Source organism: Streptomyces sp. NPDC102462 (genome assembly GCF_044765425.1).
Lineage (GTDB): Bacteria > Actinomycetota > Actinomycetes > Streptomycetales > Streptomycetaceae > Streptomyces.
Map to the genome: position 1 here is coordinate 208,800 of NZ_JBIWKB010000003.1, position 17,777 is coordinate 226,576.

16 protein-coding genes and 2 tRNA genes are annotated in these 17,777 nt (G+C 71.4%); 12 read left to right on the top strand and 6 right to left on the bottom strand.

The window, feature by feature from the left end; translation table 11 throughout:
* Nucleotides 1-244: 244 nt before the first annotated feature.
* From ACIRFL_RS04590 to ACIRFL_RS04615, 6 genes are all read left to right on the top strand, one after another.
* Entirely contained in the window at nucleotides 245-1,168 is a 924-nt protein-coding gene (locus ACIRFL_RS04590) for a bifunctional MaoC family dehydratase N-terminal/OB-fold nucleic acid binding domain-containing protein (protein ID WP_404023804.1), read from the top strand.
* A gap of 1 nt (nucleotide 1,169) precedes the next feature.
* Nucleotides 1,170-2,246 (top strand): acyl-CoA dehydrogenase family protein, encoded by a 1,077-nt coding sequence (locus tag ACIRFL_RS04595; RefSeq protein ID WP_404023805.1) that lies wholly within the window; start codon nucleotides 1,170-1,172, stop codon nucleotides 2,244-2,246.
* Between the two features lie 30 nt (nucleotides 2,247-2,276).
* Nucleotides 2,277-2,669: a MaoC/PaaZ C-terminal domain-containing protein gene (locus ACIRFL_RS04600; protein ID WP_404023917.1), complete on the top strand. Its 393-nt coding sequence runs from the start codon at nucleotides 2,277-2,279 to the stop codon at nucleotides 2,667-2,669.
* Nucleotides 2,669-3,835 carry a lipid-transfer protein gene (locus ACIRFL_RS04605; RefSeq protein ID WP_404023807.1) on the top strand — a complete coding sequence of 389 codons (1,167 nt, stop codon included), beginning with the start codon at nucleotides 2,669-2,671 and terminating at the stop codon, nucleotides 3,833-3,835. The genes ACIRFL_RS04600 and ACIRFL_RS04605 overlap by 1 nt, the downstream gene beginning before the upstream one ends.
* 147 nt (nucleotides 3,836-3,982) lie before the next feature.
* The gene (locus ACIRFL_RS04610) at nucleotides 3,983-4,576 is read left to right on the top strand and encodes a SigE family RNA polymerase sigma factor (RefSeq protein ID WP_404023808.1); all 594 of its coding nucleotides are present in this window, start codon (nucleotides 3,983-3,985) and stop codon (nucleotides 4,574-4,576) included.
* Between the two features lie 134 nt (nucleotides 4,577-4,710).
* Entirely contained in the window at nucleotides 4,711-6,366 is a 1,656-nt protein-coding gene (locus ACIRFL_RS04615) for a long-chain fatty acid--CoA ligase (RefSeq protein WP_404023809.1), read from the top strand.
* 97 nt (nucleotides 6,367-6,463) lie between these two features.
* Here the strand turns inward: ACIRFL_RS04615 and ACIRFL_RS04620 are convergent, their stop codons facing one another.
* Together ACIRFL_RS04620 and ACIRFL_RS04625 are read right to left on the bottom strand one after the other, a co-directional pair.
* Nucleotides 6,464-10,933 carry a PAS domain-containing protein gene (locus tag ACIRFL_RS04620; RefSeq protein ID WP_404023810.1) on the bottom strand — a complete coding sequence of 1,490 codons (4,470 nt, stop codon included), beginning with the start codon at nucleotides 10,931-10,933 and terminating at the stop codon, nucleotides 6,464-6,466.
* A gap of 414 nt (nucleotides 10,934-11,347) precedes the next feature.
* Nucleotides 11,348-11,941 (bottom strand): SSI family serine proteinase inhibitor, encoded by a 594-nt coding sequence (locus ACIRFL_RS04625; RefSeq protein WP_404023811.1) that lies wholly within the window; start codon nucleotides 11,939-11,941, stop codon nucleotides 11,348-11,350.
* A gap of 171 nt (nucleotides 11,942-12,112) precedes the next feature.
* On the opposite strand from ACIRFL_RS04625, the gene ACIRFL_RS04630 reads away from it, so the two are divergent.
* Both ACIRFL_RS04630 and ACIRFL_RS04635 read left to right on the top strand, forming a co-directional pair.
* Nucleotides 12,113-12,203: transfer RNA gene (locus tag ACIRFL_RS04630), tRNA-Ser, on the top strand.
* Between the two features lie 198 nt (nucleotides 12,204-12,401).
* Nucleotides 12,402-12,474: transfer RNA gene (locus tag ACIRFL_RS04635), tRNA-Arg, on the top strand.
* A 75-nt stretch (nucleotides 12,475-12,549) separates the two neighbouring features.
* Here ACIRFL_RS04635 and ACIRFL_RS04640 read toward each other — a convergent pair.
* From ACIRFL_RS04640 to ACIRFL_RS04655, 4 genes are all read right to left on the bottom strand, one after another.
* A complete protein-coding gene (locus tag ACIRFL_RS04640; protein ID WP_404023813.1) occupies nucleotides 12,550-13,188 on the bottom strand; it encodes a site-specific integrase in 639 nt (212 codons plus the stop codon).
* 177 nt (nucleotides 13,189-13,365) lie between these two features.
* On the bottom strand, nucleotides 13,366-13,602 hold the full coding sequence (locus ACIRFL_RS04645; protein WP_404023814.1) for a hypothetical protein: 237 nt from the start codon (nucleotides 13,600-13,602) through the stop codon (nucleotides 13,366-13,368).
* A 330-nt stretch (nucleotides 13,603-13,932) separates the two neighbouring features.
* Nucleotides 13,933-14,784 carry a helix-turn-helix domain-containing protein gene (locus ACIRFL_RS04650; RefSeq protein WP_404023815.1) on the bottom strand — a complete coding sequence of 284 codons (852 nt, stop codon included), beginning with the start codon at nucleotides 14,782-14,784 and terminating at the stop codon, nucleotides 13,933-13,935.
* Between the two features lie 16 nt (nucleotides 14,785-14,800).
* Nucleotides 14,801-15,559 carry a DUF6879 family protein gene (locus tag ACIRFL_RS04655; protein ID WP_404023816.1) on the bottom strand — a complete coding sequence of 253 codons (759 nt, stop codon included), beginning with the start codon at nucleotides 15,557-15,559 and terminating at the stop codon, nucleotides 14,801-14,803.
* Between the two features lie 172 nt (nucleotides 15,560-15,731).
* Here ACIRFL_RS04655 and ACIRFL_RS04660 point away from each other — a divergent pair, with 172 nt between their 5' ends.
* The 4 genes from ACIRFL_RS04660 (at nucleotide 15,732) to ACIRFL_RS04675 (ending at nucleotide 17,771) form a co-directional block, all read left to right on the top strand.
* Nucleotides 15,732-15,935, top strand: a complete 204-nt coding sequence (locus tag ACIRFL_RS04660) for a hypothetical protein (RefSeq protein ID WP_404023818.1) — start codon at nucleotides 15,732-15,734, stop codon at nucleotides 15,933-15,935.
* A complete protein-coding gene (locus tag ACIRFL_RS04665; protein WP_404023819.1) occupies nucleotides 15,935-16,150 on the top strand; it encodes a hypothetical protein in 216 nt (71 codons plus the stop codon). Before ACIRFL_RS04660 ends, ACIRFL_RS04665 begins: the two co-directional genes overlap by 1 nt.
* A gap of 393 nt (nucleotides 16,151-16,543) precedes the next feature.
* Nucleotides 16,544-17,044, top strand: coding sequence for a hypothetical protein (locus ACIRFL_RS04670; RefSeq protein WP_404023821.1), 501 nt, complete (start codon nucleotides 16,544-16,546; stop codon nucleotides 17,042-17,044).
* Nucleotides 17,045-17,114: 70 nt separating this feature from the next.
* Nucleotides 17,115-17,771 carry a class I SAM-dependent methyltransferase gene (locus tag ACIRFL_RS04675; protein WP_404023822.1) on the top strand — a complete coding sequence of 219 codons (657 nt, stop codon included), beginning with the start codon at nucleotides 17,115-17,117 and terminating at the stop codon, nucleotides 17,769-17,771.
* Nucleotides 17,772-17,777: the final 6 nt, after the last annotated feature.

Here is a 17,777-nt window from a genome sequence, read left to right on the forward strand (position 1 = left end):
GGAGGCCGCGGTGACGGCGGCGGAGAAGGAGGGGGTGCGGGTAGAGACGGAGGCTGAGGGGACGGCGACCGTGGCGGGTGCGGGTGCGGGTGCGGGTGCGGGTGCGGGTGCGGGTGCGGGTGCCCGTGGGCTGGGCGTGGGCACAGGCGTGGACGTGGTGGTGGGGGCAGGCGCGGGTGCGGAGGACGGGGGGAAAGCCGTGGGAGGCACGGGAGCCGGCGTGGGGGCTGGCGCGGTGACGGATGTGGGTGCCCCGGATGCGCTGTGGGGGCAGCTCAGGGCGTACGAGGGGCGGGCCGCCGCCGTCGCCTGCGTGGGCAAGGACCCGGTCAACACGCCGATGATCCGGCACTGGTGCGAGGCGATGGGCGACACCAACCCGGCGTACGAGGGGCCGGATGCCATGGCTCCGCCCACGATGCTCCAGGTGTGGACCATGGGCGGCCTGTCCGGACACGAGGGGCGCACGGACGCCTACGACGAACTGCTCACCCTGCTCGACGAGGCGGGCTGCACCTCGGTGGTCGCCACCGACTGCGAGCAGGAGTATCTGCGGCCCCTGCGCCCGGGTGACGAGATCACCTTCGACGCGGTGATCGAGTCGGTGTCGCGGCGCAAGACGACCAGGCTCGGCACGGGGTACTTCATCACGACCCGCATGGACGTCCGCAGGGGTGCGGACCTGGTGGGCACGCACCGCTTCCGCATCCTCAAGTACGCCCCCGCCGCCCGTCGGAAACCGAGGCCAGGACGCCCACGCCCGGTGGTCAACCGGGACAACGCCGGCTTCTGGGAGGGGGTGGCCAGGCACCGGCTGCTCATCCAGCGCTGCACGGGATGCGGCACCCTGCGGCACCCCTGGCTGCCGGGCTGCAACGCGTGCGGCAGCCTCGACTGGGACACGGTCGAGGCGAGCGGCGAGGGCACCGTCCACTCGTACGTCGTGATGCACCACCCGCCCTTCCCCGCGTTCGACCCTCCCTACGCGGTCGGCCTGATCGAACTGGCCGAGGGCGTGCGGATCGTGAGCAACGTGGTGGGAGTGCCGTACGACAAGGTGCGGATCGGTCTGCCGGTGCGCCTGGAGTTCCGGCGGTACGAGGGGGCGGGCACCGCCGAGGACCCGCTGGTCCTGCCGGTCTTCCGGGTCACCGAGGACGGGGCCTGAGATGGACTTCACGCCCACGGACGACCAGAGCGCGGCCCGTGACCTGGCCGCGCGGATCTTCGCCGACCTGGCCACGCACGAACGGCTCACGGCCGCCGGCACCGGCAGCGACCCGGAACTGTGGAAGGCCCTCACCGCTGCGGGGCTGGTGGGCGCGGTGGAGGACCTGGGACTGCTCGGCCTGGTCCTGCTCTTGGAGGAACAGGGCCGCACCACGGCCCAGGTGCCCTACGCGGCCACCTGTGTCTTCGGGCTCCTGGCGATCACGGCCCACGGCACCCTGGACCAGCGGGACCGGATGCTGCCGGGACTCCGGGACGGCTCACTCGTGGTCACCGGGGCGTTTCCGGCACGGGGCGGCGTCCGGGCCCGGCCGCCGGGCGGGCCCGAGACCGCAGCGGACTCGGGCCCGGCCGAGCTGACCGGCACGGTGCCCGCCGTCCCATGGCTGCGGGACGCCACGCATGTCCTCGTCGCCGACGACCGGCGACGGCTGTGGCTGACGCCCCTCGGCTCCGGCGTGACGATCACGCCGGTCGACCTGACCGCCCCCTGGTCGGCCGGCCGCCTCACCCTGGACCACGCCCCAGCGGAACGCCTGGGCAGCGGTACGTCGCCCCGGGACACCGCTGCCTACGACGATCTCCTCGCCACCGCCCGCACCGCCTTCGCCGGGCTCCAGGCCGGCGTCTGCGCGGGGTCGCTCGCCCGGGCCGTGGCGCACGTGAACGCCCGGGAGCAGTTCGGCCGACCGCTCGCCACCCGGCAGGCCGTCCAACTCCGTGCGGCCGACGCCCATATGGACACCGAGGCGATACGGGTGACGGCGTACGAGGCGGCCTGGCGGCGCGACGCCGGACTGCCGTACGCCGGCCATGCGCTGACCGCCGCCTGGTGGGCGTCCGAGGCGGGGCAGCGCGTCGTCCACACGGGCCAGCATCTGCACGGAGGCACGGGGGCCGACCTCGACCACCCGGTGCACCGGCACTTCCTGTGGGGGCGGCAACTGGACGCCTATCTGGGATGTGGGAGCGAAGTGCTCCAGGAGCTGGGGGAGTTGATCGCGAGTGGGGAGTGAGTCATGGCGCTGACGGCGGACGGGACGGCGCTGACGGCCGGCGTGGAACTGCCGCCGCTGGAGATCCCGATCACCCGCACACTGATCGTGTCCGGTGCGATCGCGTCACGGGACTACCAGGACGTGCATCACGACGCGGAGCTGGCCCGGCAGAAGGGCTCCTCGGACATCTTCATGAACATCCTGACGACGAACGGCCTGGTCGGCAGATACATCACGGACCACTTCGGTCCGAGGGCCGTCCTGCGCAGGGTCGCCATCCGGCTCGGGGCGCCCAACCACCCCGGTGACACCATGGTGTTGACGGGCACGGTCGAGCAGGTGGACGGCGACACCGTGACGGTGCGCGTGGTCGGGGCCAACGCCGTCGGCCGGCATGTGACCGGGACGGTCACGGTCACCGTGCCGGCGGGGGGCGCGTGATGAGCGTACGCGGCCGCGACGGGCTCGGCGGGCGGGCCGCCGTCGTCGGCATCGGCGCCACCGAGTTCTCCAAGGACTCCGGCCGCAGCGAGCTGCGGCTGGCGGTGGAGGCGGTCCGGGCGGCGCTGGAGGACGCGGGGCTCACCCCTTCCGACGTGGACGGGCTGGTGACGTTCACGATGGACACCAGCCCGGAGATCACCCTGGCCCAGGCCTGCGGGATGGGCGAGCTGTCCTTCTTCTCCCGGGTCCACTACGGCGGCGGGGCGGCCTGCGCCACCGTCCAGCAGGCGGCGCTCGCGGTGGCGACGGGCGTGGCCGAGGTGGTGGTCTGCTACCGCGCGTTCAACGAACGGTCGGGACGCAGATTCGGCTCGGGCGTACAGCACCGGGAGCCGTCGGCGGAGGGCGTGGCGCTGGGCTGGGCGCTGCCGTTCGGACTGCTCACCCCGGCCTCCTGGGTGGCGATGGCGGCACAGCGCTATCTGCACGCCTACGGCCTGACGCCCGAGGCGTTCGGGCAGGTGGCCGTGGTGGACCGCCGATACGCGGCGACCAACCCGGCGGCGTACTTCCACGGCCGCCCCATCACGCTCGCCGACCACGCCGCCTCGCGCTGGATCGTGGAGCCGCTGAGACTCCTGGACTGCTGCCAGGAGACGGACGGCGGGCAGGCGCTCGTGGTCACCTCCGTGCAGCGGGCGCGCGATCTGCCGCAGAGACCGGCGGTGATCGCGGCGGCCGCCCAGGGCGCCGGCCGCGCCCAGGAGCAGATGACCGGCTTCTACCGCGACGATCTGACCGGGCTGCCGGAGATGGGCGTGGTGGCACGCCAGCTGTGGCGCACCTCCGGGTTGGTTCCGGCCGACATCGACGTGGGGATCCTGTACGACCACTTCACTCCGTTCGTGCTGATGCAGCTGGAGGAGTTCGGGTTCTGTGCGCGCGGGGAGGCGGCGGCCTTCGTGGCCGAGGAGCGGCTGCCGCTCAATACGCACGGGGGACAGCTCGGCGAGGGTTACCTCCATGGGATGAACGGCATCGCGGAGGGGGTGCGCCAGTTGCGGGGCACGGCCGCCAACCAGATACCGGGGGCCGGCCGCGTCCTGGTGACGGCCGGTACCGGAGTGCCCACGTCCGGCCTGGTGCTGGCGGCGGACGGCTGAGCCCGCAGGGGTCATCCCGGAGTACGGGTCGTTCCCCGCTCCACCTTCAGGAGGTGTAGTCAACCCCACCCCTACAACCTGAGGGGGACTCTGCTTCGGGACCTGCGGCCGATCCGCCTCACCCGGGCCGCTCATAGCGTGGGAGCCATGACCACACCCGTCTGCACCAGTGCTTCGGACGCCGCCACGGCGGCGAGGCAGACCCTCCCCCACTCTCGGCTGCGTTCGAACGGGGGGACCCCCATGTATCCATCGTTCTCGTCGTATGTGAGGGACCGCCAGCCGGTCCTGCTGCGTACCGCCCGTTCGCTGACCGCGAACCCCAGCGACGCGGAGGATCTGCTGCAGACCGCGCTCACCAAGACGTATGTGGCGTGGGAGCGGATCGAGGACCACCGGGCGCTCGACGGCTATGTGCGCCGGGCGCTGCTGAACACCCGGACCTCGCAGTGGCGCAAGCGCAAGGTCGACGAGTTCGTGTGCGACGAGTTGCCCGAGCCCGATCCCATGCCCGGCGACGACGACCCGGCCGAGCGCCAGGCGCTGCACGACGCGATGTGGCGGGCCATCACCAAACTGCCGGCGCGGCAGCGGGCGATGGTCGTCCTGCGGTACTACGAGGACCTGAGCGAGGCCCAGACGGCCGAGGTGCTGGGCGTGTCGGTGGGCACCGTGAAGTCCGCGGTGTCCCGGGCGCTCGGCAAGCTGCGCGAGGATCCCGAGCTGGGGCTCGTCCGGTAGGGGACCGTCCAGGGCGGACCGGGACGGCCCGTGCGGTGATCGATCGTTCGTCCCTAGTGACATACCGCACGGTATGTGCGCAGAATCGGGCCAGCCCTTACTGCCGCGTAGGCAATGTCGCCCGGGAGGACGCCGTGCTGAGCACCATGCAGGACGTACCGCTGACCGTGACCCGCATCCTCCTGCACGGAGTGCAGGTGCACGGACGGTCCCAGATCACCACCTGGACCGGGCAGGCCGAGCCGCAGCGGCGCAGCTTCGCCGAGGCGGGCGCCCGCGCGGTACGGCTGGCGAACGCCCTCCGCGACGACCTCGGGGTGCGGGACGACGACCGGGTCGCGACGCTGATGTGGAACAACGCCGAGCACGTCGAGGCGTACTTCGCGATCCCCGCCATGGGGGCCGTGCTGCACACGCTCAACCTGCGGCTGCCCGCCGAGCAGCTGACCTGGATCGTCAACCATGCGGCCGACCGGGTGATCATCGTCAACGGTTCGCTGATCCCGCTGCTCGCCCCGCTGCTGCCCCGGCTGACCACGGTCGAGCACATCGTCGTCTCCGGCCCCGGCGACCGCGCACCGCTGGCCGCCTCCCGGGCGCGGGTGCACGACTACGAGGAGCTGATCGCGGGCAAGCCGGCCACCTACGAGTGGCCGGAACTGGACGAACGTCAGGCCGCCGCCATGTGCTACACCTCCGGCACCACCGGCGACCCCAAGGGCGTGGTCTACAGCCACCGTTCCATCTACCTGCACTCCATGCAGGTGAACATGACCCAGTCCATGGGGCTGACCGACCAGGACACCTCGCTCATCGTGGTCCCGCAGTTCCATGTGAACGCCTGGGGCCTGCCGCACGCCACCTTCATGACCGGCGTGAACATGCTGATGCCGGACCGCTTCCTGCAGCCCGCGCCGCTCGCCGAGATGATCGAGGCCGAGCGCCCGACCCACGCGGCCGCCGTGCCGACCATCTGGCAGGGCCTGCTCGCCGAGCTGACCGCCAGGCCCCGGGACGTCTCCCGCCTCACCCAGGTCACCATCGGCGGCTCGGCCTGTCCGCCCGCGCTGATGGCGGACTTCGACCGGCTCGGCATGCGGGTGTGCCACGCATGGGGCATGACGGAGACCTCGCCGCTCGGCACGGTGGCCCGGCCGCCGGCCCACGCGGTCGGCACCGAGGAGGAGTTCGCGTACCGGCTCACCCAGGGCCGCTTCCCGGCCGGCGTCTCCGCCCGGCTCACCGGACCGGGCGGCGAACGGCTGCCCTGGGACGGCGAGTCGGCGGGCGAACTGGAGGTGCGCGGGCCGTGGATCGCGGGCGCGTACTACAACGGCCCCGACACCGAACCCCTGCGCCCCGCCGACAAGTTCAGCGAGGACGGCTGGCTGAAGACGGGGGACGTCGGCACCATCAGCCCGGACGGCTTCCTCACCCTCACCGACCGGGCCAAGGACGTCATCAAGTCCGGCGGCGAGTGGATCTCCTCCGTCGATCTGGAGAACGCCCTGATGTCCCACCCGGATGTCGCCGAGGCCGCCGTGGTGGCCGTACCGGACGACAAGTGGGGCGAGCGTCCGCTGGCCACCGTGGTCCTCAAGGAGGGCGCCACCGCCGACTTCGAGACCCTGCGCGCCTTCCTCGCCGAGGAGGGCAGGATCGCCAAGTGGCAGCTCCCGGAACGCTGGACGCTGATCGAGGCGGTGCCCAAGACCAGCGTCGGCAAGTTCGACAAGAAGGTGCTGCGCAGGCAGTACGCAGCCGGCCAACTGGACGTCACCCGCCTGTGACCACTCGCGCCCGAAGGGGGGCGCGGGGAACTGCGCGACCAGCCACGACGAAGCCGCAGATGATCGACGGCACAGCGCGGCACATCCCGCGGAGCGCCTAGTTGGTGCCGATGCGGGCCAGCAGGTCGACGATGCGGGCCTGCACCTCGGCGCTGGTGGAGCGTTCCGCGAGGAACAGCACCGTCTCGCCGGAGGCCAGCCGCGGCAGGTCGGCCTGGTCGACGGCGGCGGTGTAGACGACGAGCGGAGTGCGGTTGAGCTGCCCGTTCGCGCGCAGCCAGTCGATGATCCCGCTCTGCCGGCGGTGCACCTGGAGCAGGTCCATCACGACCAGGTTCGGCCGCAGCTGCCCGGCCAGGGTCACCGCGTCGGCGTCGCTCGCGGCCCGCGCGACCTGCATCCCGCGCCGCTCCAGCGTCGAGGTCAGCGCCAGAGCGATCTCCGCGTGCTCCTCGATGAGCAGCACGCGCGGCGGATGCTGCTCGCTGTCCCGCGGCGCGAGCGCCTTCAGCAGGACGGCGGGGTCGGCGCCGTACGCCGCCTCGCGCGTCGCCTGGCCGAGCCCGGCCGTGACGAGGACCGGCACCTCCGCGGCCACGGCGGCCTGCCGCAGCGCCTGCAACGCGGTGCGGGTGATGGGGCCGGTCAGCGGGTCCACGAACAGCGCGGCCGGGAAGGCGGCGATCTGCGCGTCGACCTCCTCGCGCGAGTGCACGATGACGGGACGGTAGCCGCGGTCGCTCAGCGCCTGCTGGGTCGTGACGTCCGGGGCCGGCCACACCAGCAGCCGACGGGGGTTGTCCAGCGGCTCGGGCGGCAGTTCGTCGTCCATCGGCTGCGGGCGCGGCGGGTCGGCGACCTCGACCGCGCCGCCAGGGCCGTCGAGCGGTTCGGGTCCCTCGGCGGCGTTCTCGTCCGGGGCGCCGATGGCGTACGAGCGTCCGGCGCCCTCGGTGCCCGGGGCGAGCCGCGACTGGCCGGCGAGCGAGGGCTGCGCCGGCGGCTGCTCGGTCGGCGGGTGCGGACGGGCGCCCTGCTCGGTGCGCTGCTCCGGGCGCGCGGCCGGATCCGGCCGGGTGCCCAGTTTGCGGCGCCGGCCGGAGGCGTTCGGACCGTGCGGGGGAGGCGTGGCCGTCGGCTGCTGCACCTGGGCCGCCTGCCTGCTGAACGGCACACCCTGTCCCAGCGTGCGCACGCTGATCGCCCGGCCCTGCGTCGAGTTCGGGTCCACGGGGGCGCCGGCCGCCTCGGCGGGCAACGGCTGGGCCGCGCGTGGCTGGGCACCGGACCGTTCCGCGGGGAGCGGGGTGCCGGGCGCCGGGGTGTCGGCGCCGGGCGCGGGCTGGGCCGGGGCCGCCTCGGCGGCGGGCAGCGCGGCCGGAGCGACGGGGGCGGTCTCCGCGGGCAGCGGCTGGGCGGCGGGCAGCAGACCCGGCTGCGCCGGCTGACCCGGCTGAGAGTGTCCCGGCGGGGATTGCCGCCCCGGCGCGGCGGGCGGCGGCACGGGCTGCCCGGGTACGGCCTGCCCCGGCGCGGCAGGTGGCGGCACGGGCTGCCCGGGTACGGCCTGGCCCGGCGCCGGAATCGGCTGGCCCGGGGCGAACTGCACACCCTGGCCGACGCCGCCCTGTGCGGGGGTGCCCGGCGCCGCCGGACGCTCCCCCGGCTGGGCCACGGCCCGCCGCCGTCGACCCGTCGGCGCGTTGGTCGGGTGCGGCTGGGGCGGGGTGTGGTCCTCGGCCTGGTCATGCGGTACGGCGTCATGCCGGCCGTGGTCCCCCGGCACAACGGCGCCGGCCGCCCCCTGAGCCTGCCCGGCGACGGGCACCTGCCCCGGAACCGGAACCGGCGCCTGCCCCTGCGCCGGAACCGGCATCTGTCCTTGGGCCGGAACGGGTGCCTGTCCCTGTGCTGGAACCGGCATCGGGCCCTGCGCTGGAACGGGCATCTGCGGAACGGGCATCTGCCCCGGGACCGCAACCGGCATCTGCCCCGGCGCGGGGACCGGAACCTGCCCCTGTGCTGGAACGGGTGACTGTCCCTGGGCCGGGACCGGCATCGCCCCCTGGGCCGGAACGGTGCCCTGCGCCCGAGTCACGCCCGGTACCTGTCCGGGCGCCTGAGGCGGCACGTTCCCCGGTGCCGGAACCGGTGCCTGCCCGGTCCCGGCACCGTTGTCGGCGTTGCCCGCACCAGGCTCGGGCGAGCGGTCCGCGTCGGCGGGCGGCAGGGCGAACACCGTACGGGCAGCCGCCTCCTGCGCCAAGGCACGCTCCGCCGCCGCGGCCAGCGCACGACGCCGCCGCCCGGTCGGCTGCCCACCCTCGGCCGCCCCCGAACCAGCCGCACCGGAACCGGTGGCCTCGGGACCGGCGGTCACGGGCCCGACCGGAGCCGCGCCGAGCGGAAGCGGCCCGGCCTGCGGCGCGTTCGGGGCGCCCGCGCTCGGGAGGGCGGGCGGCAGCGCGGCCTGCGGCTGTTCGCCGCCGTCGCGTCGGCCGGCGGGCCCGGGCACGCCCTGCGGCGGCACGGTCCCGCCGAGGCCGGTGCCCGAGGCGGCGGTGCCCGCCGCATGCTCGGCCGCCGTCATGACGGCGCCCTCGGTCACGCCCTGGTCGCCGTCCCCGGCGCCCTCGGCGGGCCGCCCACGGCGCCGTCCGGTGCCGCTGGAGCCCTCCGCGCCCTCCGCGGGCACCGGCGCGGGCTCCTCGGCCGCGCGCCTCCGGCGCCGCCCGGTCGGCGCGGGCGCCTCCGTGCCGGCGCCGGACTCGCCGGTGACCTCGCTCTCCAGGAAGGCGTCCACGGAGGCCCGCCGGGCCCGCCGCCGCCCGCCACCGGAGGTCTGCTCGGCCGGGGCGGGCACGTCGGCGGCGGCCACGGGCAGGGCCGGCGGCGGGACGGCACCCGCACCCCCGCCGATCGGCACTTCGAGCACGTACGCGCTGCCGCTCATGCCCGGCACCTCGTGCGTCTGCAGCACGCCGCCGTGGGCCCGTACGATCCCGCGCACGATCGGCTGGTGCACCGGGTCTCCCCCGGCGTACGGACCGCGGACCTCGATCCGTACCACCTCGCCGCGCTGCGCCGCGGCCACCACCACGGTGTTGTCCAGGTAACCCCCGGCGGACACGGGCGTGTTGCCGGTCGCGTCGACCCCGGCGACGTCCGCCACGAGGTGCGCGAGCGCGGTCGCCAGCCGCCGCGGGTCGACCTCGGCCTCGATGGGCGGGGCGTGCACGGCGAACTGCACCCGGCCCGGCCCGATCAGCTCGACGGCACCGTCGACGCCCGCGGCGACGACCGAGTCGAGCATCACCTTCGTACGGGTGATGTCGTCCGTGCCCGCGTCGAGCCGCTGGTAGCCGAGGACGTTGTCGATCAGCTGGGTGATGCGGGAGTAGCCCGCGGACAGGTGGTGGAGCACCTGGTTGGCCTCCGGCCACAGCTGTCCTGCGTCGTCGGCGGCGAGGGCCGCGAGCTCGCGGCGCAGCTCGTCGAGGGGGCCGCGCAGGGAACCGGCGAGCAGGGTGAGCAGCTGCTCGTGCCGGCCGGACAGCGCCTCGTAGCGGTCCTTCTCCCGCTCGCCGAGCGCGGCGTACCGCTCCTCGTTGGCCGCCAGTTCCTCGGCGTGCCGCTCGCGCAGCTCCTCCAGCTCGGCCACATGCTGCTGCCGCAGCGCGGTGAGGTCGGAGGCGTGCTCCTCGGAGAGCCGTTCGAGCATCTGCGCGTGCTGCTCGTCGGCGGCTGCCTTCTCGTCGGCCAGGGCGTCGTACGACCGCCGGTCGGTGAAGGTCATCACGGCGCCGACCAGCTGGTCGCCGTCGCGTACGGGCGCGGTCGTCAGGTCGACCGGCACCTGCTTGTCGCCCTTGGACCACAGCACCTGCCCGCGCACCCGGTGCTTGCGCCCGGAGCGCAGGGTGTCGGCGAGCGGCGACTCCGCGTACGGGAAGGGCGAGCCGTCGGCGCGGGAGTGCAGTACGAGGGTGTGCAGCTCCTTGCCGCCGAGTTCGCCGGCGCGGTAGCCGAGGATCTGGGCGGCGGCCGGGTTGACGAGCACGATCCGCCCGTCGGTGTCGGTGCCCACGACGCCTTCCGACGCGGCCCGCAGGATCATCTCGGTCTGCCGCTGCGAGCGCGCCAGCTCGGCCTCGGTGTCGACGGTCCCGGACAGGTCGCGCACGACGAGCATCAGCAGCTCGTCGCCGGTGTAGCCGTAACCGTCGTACGCCTGCTGCCCGTTCTCCAGGTTCGCGCTGGTGACCTCGACGGGGAACTCGCTGCCGTCCGTGCGCCGGGCGACCATCCGCGTGGGCTTGGTCCGCCCGCGCGGGTCGATGTGGTCGGGCCGGCGCATGGAGCCCGGGATCAGACGGGAGTCGAACTGGGGCAGCAGATCGAGCAGCCCGCGCCCCACCAGGGCGGTGCCCGGCGCCTCGAAGGCCTCCAGCGCGATGGTGTTGGCGTTGACGACGGTCCCATTGGCGTTGACCAGCACCAACGCGTCGGGCAGCGCGTCGAGTATGGCTGCGAGGCGAGCAGCGCCTCGGGATGGCCTGCTGCTCACGAGACGCTTCCTCCCTGTTACCGCACCTTGCCGACCGCTCGTGCCATCTTGCCAACCGGCCCGCAGCGTGTCACGCGAGGGAGTCTAAAGGCAGCGGTTGCGCTGGGGACGCCGGATGAGAGGGAGGTCGCACGACGAAGTGACGGGGAACGTGTGACCGCATGCCGTCGGCAGCGCGAGACCTCCGCGGGACGTTCACTGGACCGGGGATCGCGCCATGAACGGCCTGCGCCCCCGGCCCCGGCAGCCGGGTCACCCGATCGCCTGACCCACCGTCCGCCCCTCCGCCCCTTTCACCCATTCGGCGGGCCACCCGCCGGCCCGGTCCTGCCGGACCGTCGCCGCGGACGGCCACAGCGGCCGGATGCCGCGGCCGGACGCCGTGGGCGGGGGGTGTGATTCGCCGCTGGACCGTCAGGAACCCAGGTCCGGCAGGAGCGGCACCATCCGGTTCCACCGCTCGATCTCGCACCCGTCGCTCCGCTTGTACGTGGCGTTCACCGGGCGTCCGGCCCAGCTGCCGGTGACATGGGCGGTCGCCGGGCCGCCGTAGATCATCGTGCAGACGCTGTCCTGCGGGACCGGTGCGAACGGATCCCTGCCCCAGTGGGTGTTCCGGTCGACGGCGGCGCAGGCCCTCCGCGGGTCCGGGTGGCTGCCGGCGGCGGGGTGGCAGACCAGTTCGTACGTCCCGTCGCGCCCGAGGCCGGCGGAGTGCACGGTGACGATCAGCCGGTCGCCGGAGCCACCGGGCCGGTCCTCGTCCCGGACGGGCGGCGGCACGGAGACGAAGGCGACCCCGGAGGCCCCGGAGACGAAGGCGACCCCGGAGGCCCCGGAGGCGGAGGCGGCCCCGGCGGCCCCGGACGTGGCGGCGACGGAGGTGAAGGCGATGGCGGGCGCGGCGGCGGGTGTGGCGGCGACGGCGGAGGGCGCCGTGACGGTGAGCGCGGAGGCGGCGGCGAGGGCGACGGCGAAGCCGACGGTTCGCGAGGTGACCAGCAACATGACCTGACCAACGCCTGAGACCGCCGGACGTTGCGCGGCAGGCCCACCGAGCACAAGGGCTTTGCTCTGCGGCCCGCCTGCCTAGTACCGTGGGGGGCGATTGGTGACAGCACGCTCGACTGTGTCATCATCTGCACGCACCACTCGCGCGCTCGCGTGAGAGGTAGTGCTGGAGGCGTCGCCTAGTCCGGTCTATGGCGCCGCACTGCTAATGCGGTTTGGGCCTTAAAGCCCATCGAGGGTTCAAATCCCTCCGCCTCCGCACCTGATCACCGAGGCCCCGGTCCCCACGGACCGGGGCCTCGGTGTCGCTGCCCCCACGACCCCGCCATAGGGGTGTTTTCGCAGGTCACAAGGGGTGAGAGGAATGGATTTCACATGGCGGCGGCAGTCATGTAATGTTCTTCCTGTCGCCGCGAGCGGGCCAGAAGGACCAGGAGCGGCAAGAAAAACAACACAAGCACTCGTAGCTTAACGGATAGAGCATCTGACTACGGATCAGAAGGTTGCAGGTTCGAATCCTGCCGAGTGCGCACAGAAACACCAGGTCAAGGCCCTGATTCTCCCAAGTGGAGGTCAGGGCTTTTGCTTTGGCGTCTCACAGAATCTCACGCGTCACCATCCGTGGTTGATCGGTTACAGGTCAGCCGAGCAGTTCCATCAGTTTCTCGGACCCCGCCATGAGCGACTGCGGGTCGGGGCGGACGTAGTTGCGCTTCGTGAAGGACAGGTCGATGCCCGGCCCACGCCGAGACGACCGTGTCCGGCACGCCGTTGTTCGCCATCCACGACAGGCAGGCGTGGCGAGCGTCGTACAGCCGGGTCTTGCGGACCCCGGCGGAGGCCATGAGCTTGTATGCCTCACGCCGCAGCTTGTCCGTCTTCCAGTCCTTGCCGAGATCGTTGACCACGACGCGGCCGGACGCCTCGTACGCCTCGCCCGCCTTGAGACGCTCGCGAAGCTGGCGGGTGTGAAGGGCCTTCAGCGCCTGCAGGACGACCAGGGGCAGCGGAAGCCAGCGGTCGCCCGCGACCGACTTCGTGTCCTTCTCGATGACCTTGCCCGCGACCAGGGTGCGGGTGACCTCGACACGGACGGTGCCCTGCTCCAGGTCGACGTCCATCCAGCGCAGACCGACGACCTCGGCGGGGCGCAGGCCGATCAGGGACAGGAGCACCACCGCGTACAGCCGGGTGTTGGCGCAGTGCGTGTCTTCGACGGTCGGCACCTGGAAGGAACGAGGCAAGATCTCTCCCGCGCTCACGGATCCGCGCCTGGGCAACCTCTACGACCCCGAGATGCTCGCCGCCCTGGCCCGCTCACCTGAGAGGTGGTTGCCGGCTCACCGTGATCGGAGCGCTCATCGCGGGTGCTGCCTGGCTCGGTCTTCGAACGTCGCCTTCGCCAATCCGCCGTGATTGCGCTACGAAGGCAGATCGCTATCCGTACGGAATAGCTCGTAGTACCAGGACAGTGCCAAGACGATCGCTTGGCGGATCAGTCCTTCGTGTTCTTCTCGAACATCTCCAACGCCGAGTTCCTCATTGATGAGTTTTTCGATGACGTCGGTGTGCTGTCCCGTGAGATCCGAGATTTCTCCCATAATCCGGATCAGCCGTTCCTGAGGGCGGGGCCAGGTCGCGATGGTTTTGTACTCCACCCGCACGTTGTGCAGACGTATCCCGGGCAGTTGGCACAGTAGGACGCAGCGCCATCTCCCAGCCAGATCAACCAGACTCAGCACCCCGGGCAGGACATCTACCGGCCTTACGGCCAGTCGCCGCCGCTGTAAGAACTTGCCGGAAACGACGACTTGCCGGGCCGAGGAAAGTCGCTTTGATCCGGCAGGTTTGTTTCTGATGCCCGACGTTCCCACTTGAGCGAGTGGCCGAGGACCGTCCACGCCATGGCCTCAACGTATGGAACCCGCCAGCCCCTCCCGTACCGGGATCGCTGACGTGGTCGAGAACGAGTTTCTCGAAAATCGGGTTCAGCGCGAGCGCAACGTCCATCGTGCTGCACTGATGACATTCTGCGCATCGACGCCGTATACGGCGGACTCCCGGAGCGTCTTCCAGGTCCGGAGATAGGTGTCCACACTGGCTTCGTCGTCGATCCACAACTCCGCGTGCCAGTTCTCGACGATCACCTGGCGGTCGTCGTAGATCCAGAAGGCAGTGGCTGGGGGGATCTTGAGCGAGGCGGACAGCGGGATGATCCCCAGCTCCACCGTGTCCAGGCCGACGGCTCCTGCGAGTCGGTCGAGCTGCGCCGCGAGCACCGAGGGCGGACAGAACAGGGCGTGAAGGGCGGCCTCCCACAGGATGAGGTGGAAACGCTTCGAGGAGTCGTACAGCGCCTCTTGCCGTTTCAGGCGGGACCGGACTGCTTCCTCGGTGTCGCGTGGCGATCGCTGCAGCTCCGCGTACCGCGTGAAGATCGACCGGGCGTAGTCCGGAGTCTGGAGAATCCCGAAGATCATGGAGGACTCCCAGCCACGGAATACGGAGGCGTCGGCGTGAGCGCTCAGGTGGGTGTCCTGGACTGGCTTGTGCCCGGCGGCCAGCTGTCGCCGCCATGACCGGATGTGGGACTCGAAGCCACGGAGGCGGGCTAGCAGCTCGTCGTACGCCTCGGGCTGGCAGGTTGCCTCCGCCCACTTGCGCAGGTCATCGGGTGTTGGAGTCTGCCTGCCGTTCTCCAGCCTGCTGACCTTGGACTTGTTCCACCCGTACTGCTCGGCGAGTTCCGTACCCGTGAGCCGGCGTCCAGGGGCGGAGAGCCGGAGTTCGCGTAGCCGTACCCCGAGAGCTTCTCGTGCCTGCTGATAGTCCGTGCTCACCGGTGCGCACCTGCTCTCAGTCCTCTTTCGCGGTCAGCTGCGCCGCGAACTGCTCGTACGGGACGGCGTGATGCATCGCCGTGTCACGCGCCATGGCGTACCGCAGGACTGCCGCAGGCTCCGTGATCAGTTCGACGTTGACCAGGTTGTCGGCGTCATCGAAGTTGAGGAGGGCGACCAGCCGGGAGTCGAAGATCCAGAAATCTTCGTCGGGCAGGCTGAGTCGGTCGGCATTCTCTCGCCACAGGTTGTGGATCTTCTCGCCCACGGCGCTGTTGCGGCGCGCGTTGTCGAGCAGATAGAGCTGGCCAGCCGTCGGCGGGTCGTCGACGATGCGGACACGCTCGAACCGTTTGCCGAGCCCGGTCTGCTCGCGGCGCTCGGCACCCCACTCGGCGTCGACGCCTTCCCAGTTGACGGGCTCGCCGCGGGTGAACTGCGCGTACGTATCCGTGAGCTCGTCGGACGCGTACCGGCGGCGGGTTTCCAGGCGCCACGCCGTGTGCACGAACTGCGTGAAGAGCCGGTCGAACTCATCCAGCCCGATGATGTTCGGCACGCGAGTGACCTCCTTGGGCGCGAAGTCGACGAGCAGTTCCCGTGGCACCACGATCGGCACCTCCCCCTCATTCAGGTGCCGAAGCTGGGCAACATCGTCAGGGTCGGTGAGGGCCGGGCCGTGCACGATGACCTCGCCCGTGTCGAGGTCTTCATGAATGGACGGGCACCCATTGACGCCGCTGCCCGTGCCGTTGAAACGCAGTCGTCGGGCCATAGTCACGTCCTTCCACTGGGGACTGATCTCCCAAGCTTCCCGGAGGTCGGCGTCTTCTGGTGGGGGTCCCGTCGACCCACATCAGCAACCTTGCGCAACCTCACCGGGTAGTCAAGCAACTTCACGCAACTTCCATGGCGGCCATCAACTCCATGTCCCTAGCGTCCCGTTCATGCCTACGACGGAACTGCGGGACGTCGACCCGCACGCGGCGGTGGAGTCTTTGAGGGCGGCGCTCACTGAGGTCGGGATCGTCTTCCCCTCCCTCGGCGTCGACTTCGCGAACCCCGATCTGAAACTCGTCGAGCTGGGGCGTGTCCGCGCCGACGTAGCCGAACACCTGGCAGAAGCACTTCGGCGAGGGGGCCGTGAGTAATGGCCACGCGGGAAGAGGACAGCTCCCTGGCCGTCGACACGAAGACGGACAAGATCGGCTACGTGATGGGGCACGCCGGCCCCTACGTCCAGCTCCGACCCCCCGGCGGCGGACGCGAGTGGGACGCAGACCCCGACGCCATCCGGCAGGCCACGGACACCGAAGTGCTGCGCGCCCGTGTGACCGAGATGAACCGGGCGGAGCGCCTCGGATGACCGTGCCCGCCACCGAGACCTTGCCTCTGTCGGCCGAGTGCGCGCTTGCCGCCCAGTCCGACTACATGGACCTTCACCGCGAGTGCCGCCAGACCGAGGACATTCCGCTGCCCCACGCCCACGGCATTTGGCTCGTCCGCCGCTGCGGCTGCCCCCACCACGCCTATAACCGCAAGCGGCCCGCGCCCGCCGGTACGACCGGGGCAGCTCCTCCAGGTTCTTGCTGACACGGCGCCTCGACATCAGCCCACCCCCGATACCCGTCCCGTCGAAGGATCACAGATCTCCGGCGGGGTGGGTCTCCAGCCCCCGCCCCAGCTACCCCACCCTGCACAGGTTGAGCCTGGGGCGGGTTACCAGCACGGCACGACACCACCCAGAAAGGGAACATCCATGACCGTCATGCTCGACAGCCCTTCCAGCACCCGCACCAGGGATCCGAAGGAGCTGCTCAACGGCGTTGAGCCGCACATCAGGCACCTGACCGTCAACATCCTGGACGGCGGTATGAGCCTGTGGGACCGCGAGGTCGCTCTGCTGCTGCGTGACCACACGATGGTCCGCGACATGGCCGAACGCATCCTCGGCAACGCCGTCATGTACACCATCGGCTGCATGGAGCACCCCGAGGTCCACCTGGGCGTCGGCAAGCTCGTCGACATCGGCGTTCACCAGCTCATCCTCGACACGCCGGTGTGGTGGGCCCTCTGCGACGCGTACAACGAGGGCCGCTACAAGCACCACGCCCCGTTCATCGAGCGCCGCCGCGACGGTCTGTGCCTGCGCACGGCGGACTTCCTGAAGTCCATCGGCTTCGACGTCGACGAAGAGCTGTGGGCCATCGACGGCACGGACTGCTCGCCGTGCGACAACAAGGTCCCCGACAGCCACTGAACGGCCCTACCCTGGCCCCTGTCCTCGCCCCCCGGAGGACAGGGGCCAGCCCTTTCGAAGAGGAATCTCCTTGCCCGTACAACACGACATCGCCGCCGAGACGGAGCTGTGGGACACCTTCGCCGCTTCGGCCTTCAAGCACGACGCGGAGCCGAGCTTCTGCTGGACCCAGTACGCCGGTCACGGACCCGGCGCAGAACTACTTGGCGACCCGCGCTCCGTCCTGGAGATCGGCTGCGGCACCGGCTGCGCCCTCGCCCACCTTGCTCAGCACGGCATCACGGCTCGGGGGGTGGACCTGTCTCCCGTCATGGTCAAGAAGATCACCACAAAGTGGGTTAGCACTGGCGCGGAGTTCGTGTGCTCCGAGGTTCTGGAGTACCTGGGCGAGCACGAGGACGCGTACGACGCCGTCTACTCGATCTTCGGTGCCGCCTGGTTCACCGACCCGAGCCGCCTCTTCCCCCTTGTCCGTCAGCGGCTCAACCCCGGCGGCGTCTTCGTCTTCTCGCAGCCTCCAGCTATCCCTGGTGCGTACGGGCCCCAGGGCATGTACAAAGGAGGGTTCGCCGGCAAGGCGATGTTCACCTATCGCTACAGCTACCGTCCGGCGGTGTGGGAGCGCATGCTGACGCGGGCCGGGTTCGTGACAGCAGAGGCTCAGGTGCTGGACGCGCCGCATCCAGGGCACATTGGGACTCTCCTCGTCCGCGCTACAGCTCCGTGACTGAGC

Excerpts from the sequence above, each read along its gene's own strand:
- ACIRFL_RS04595 (WP_404023805.1), top strand. The coding sequence starts at position 1,170 with ATGGACTTCACGCCCACGGACGACCAGAGCGCGGCCCGTGACCTGGCC.
- ACIRFL_RS04605 (WP_404023807.1), top strand. The coding sequence starts at position 2,669 with ATGAGCGTACGCGGCCGCGACGGGCTCGGCGGGCGGGCCGCCGTCGTC.
- ACIRFL_RS04610 (WP_404023808.1), top strand. The coding sequence starts at position 3,983 with ATGACCACACCCGTCTGCACCAGTGCTTCGGACGCCGCCACGGCGGCG.
- ACIRFL_RS04625 (WP_404023811.1), bottom strand. The coding sequence starts at position 11,941 with ATGTTGCTGGTCACCTCGCGAACCGTCGGCTTCGCCGTCGCCCTCGCC.
- ACIRFL_RS04655 (WP_404023816.1), bottom strand. The coding sequence starts at position 15,559 with ATGGCCCGACGACTGCGTTTCAACGGCACGGGCAGCGGCGTCAATGGG.
- ACIRFL_RS04660 (WP_404023818.1), top strand. The coding sequence starts at position 15,732 with ATGCCTACGACGGAACTGCGGGACGTCGACCCGCACGCGGCGGTGGAG.
- ACIRFL_RS04665 (WP_404023819.1), top strand. The coding sequence starts at position 15,935 with ATGGCCACGCGGGAAGAGGACAGCTCCCTGGCCGTCGACACGAAGACG.
- ACIRFL_RS04670 (WP_404023821.1), top strand. The coding sequence starts at position 16,544 with ATGACCGTCATGCTCGACAGCCCTTCCAGCACCCGCACCAGGGATCCG.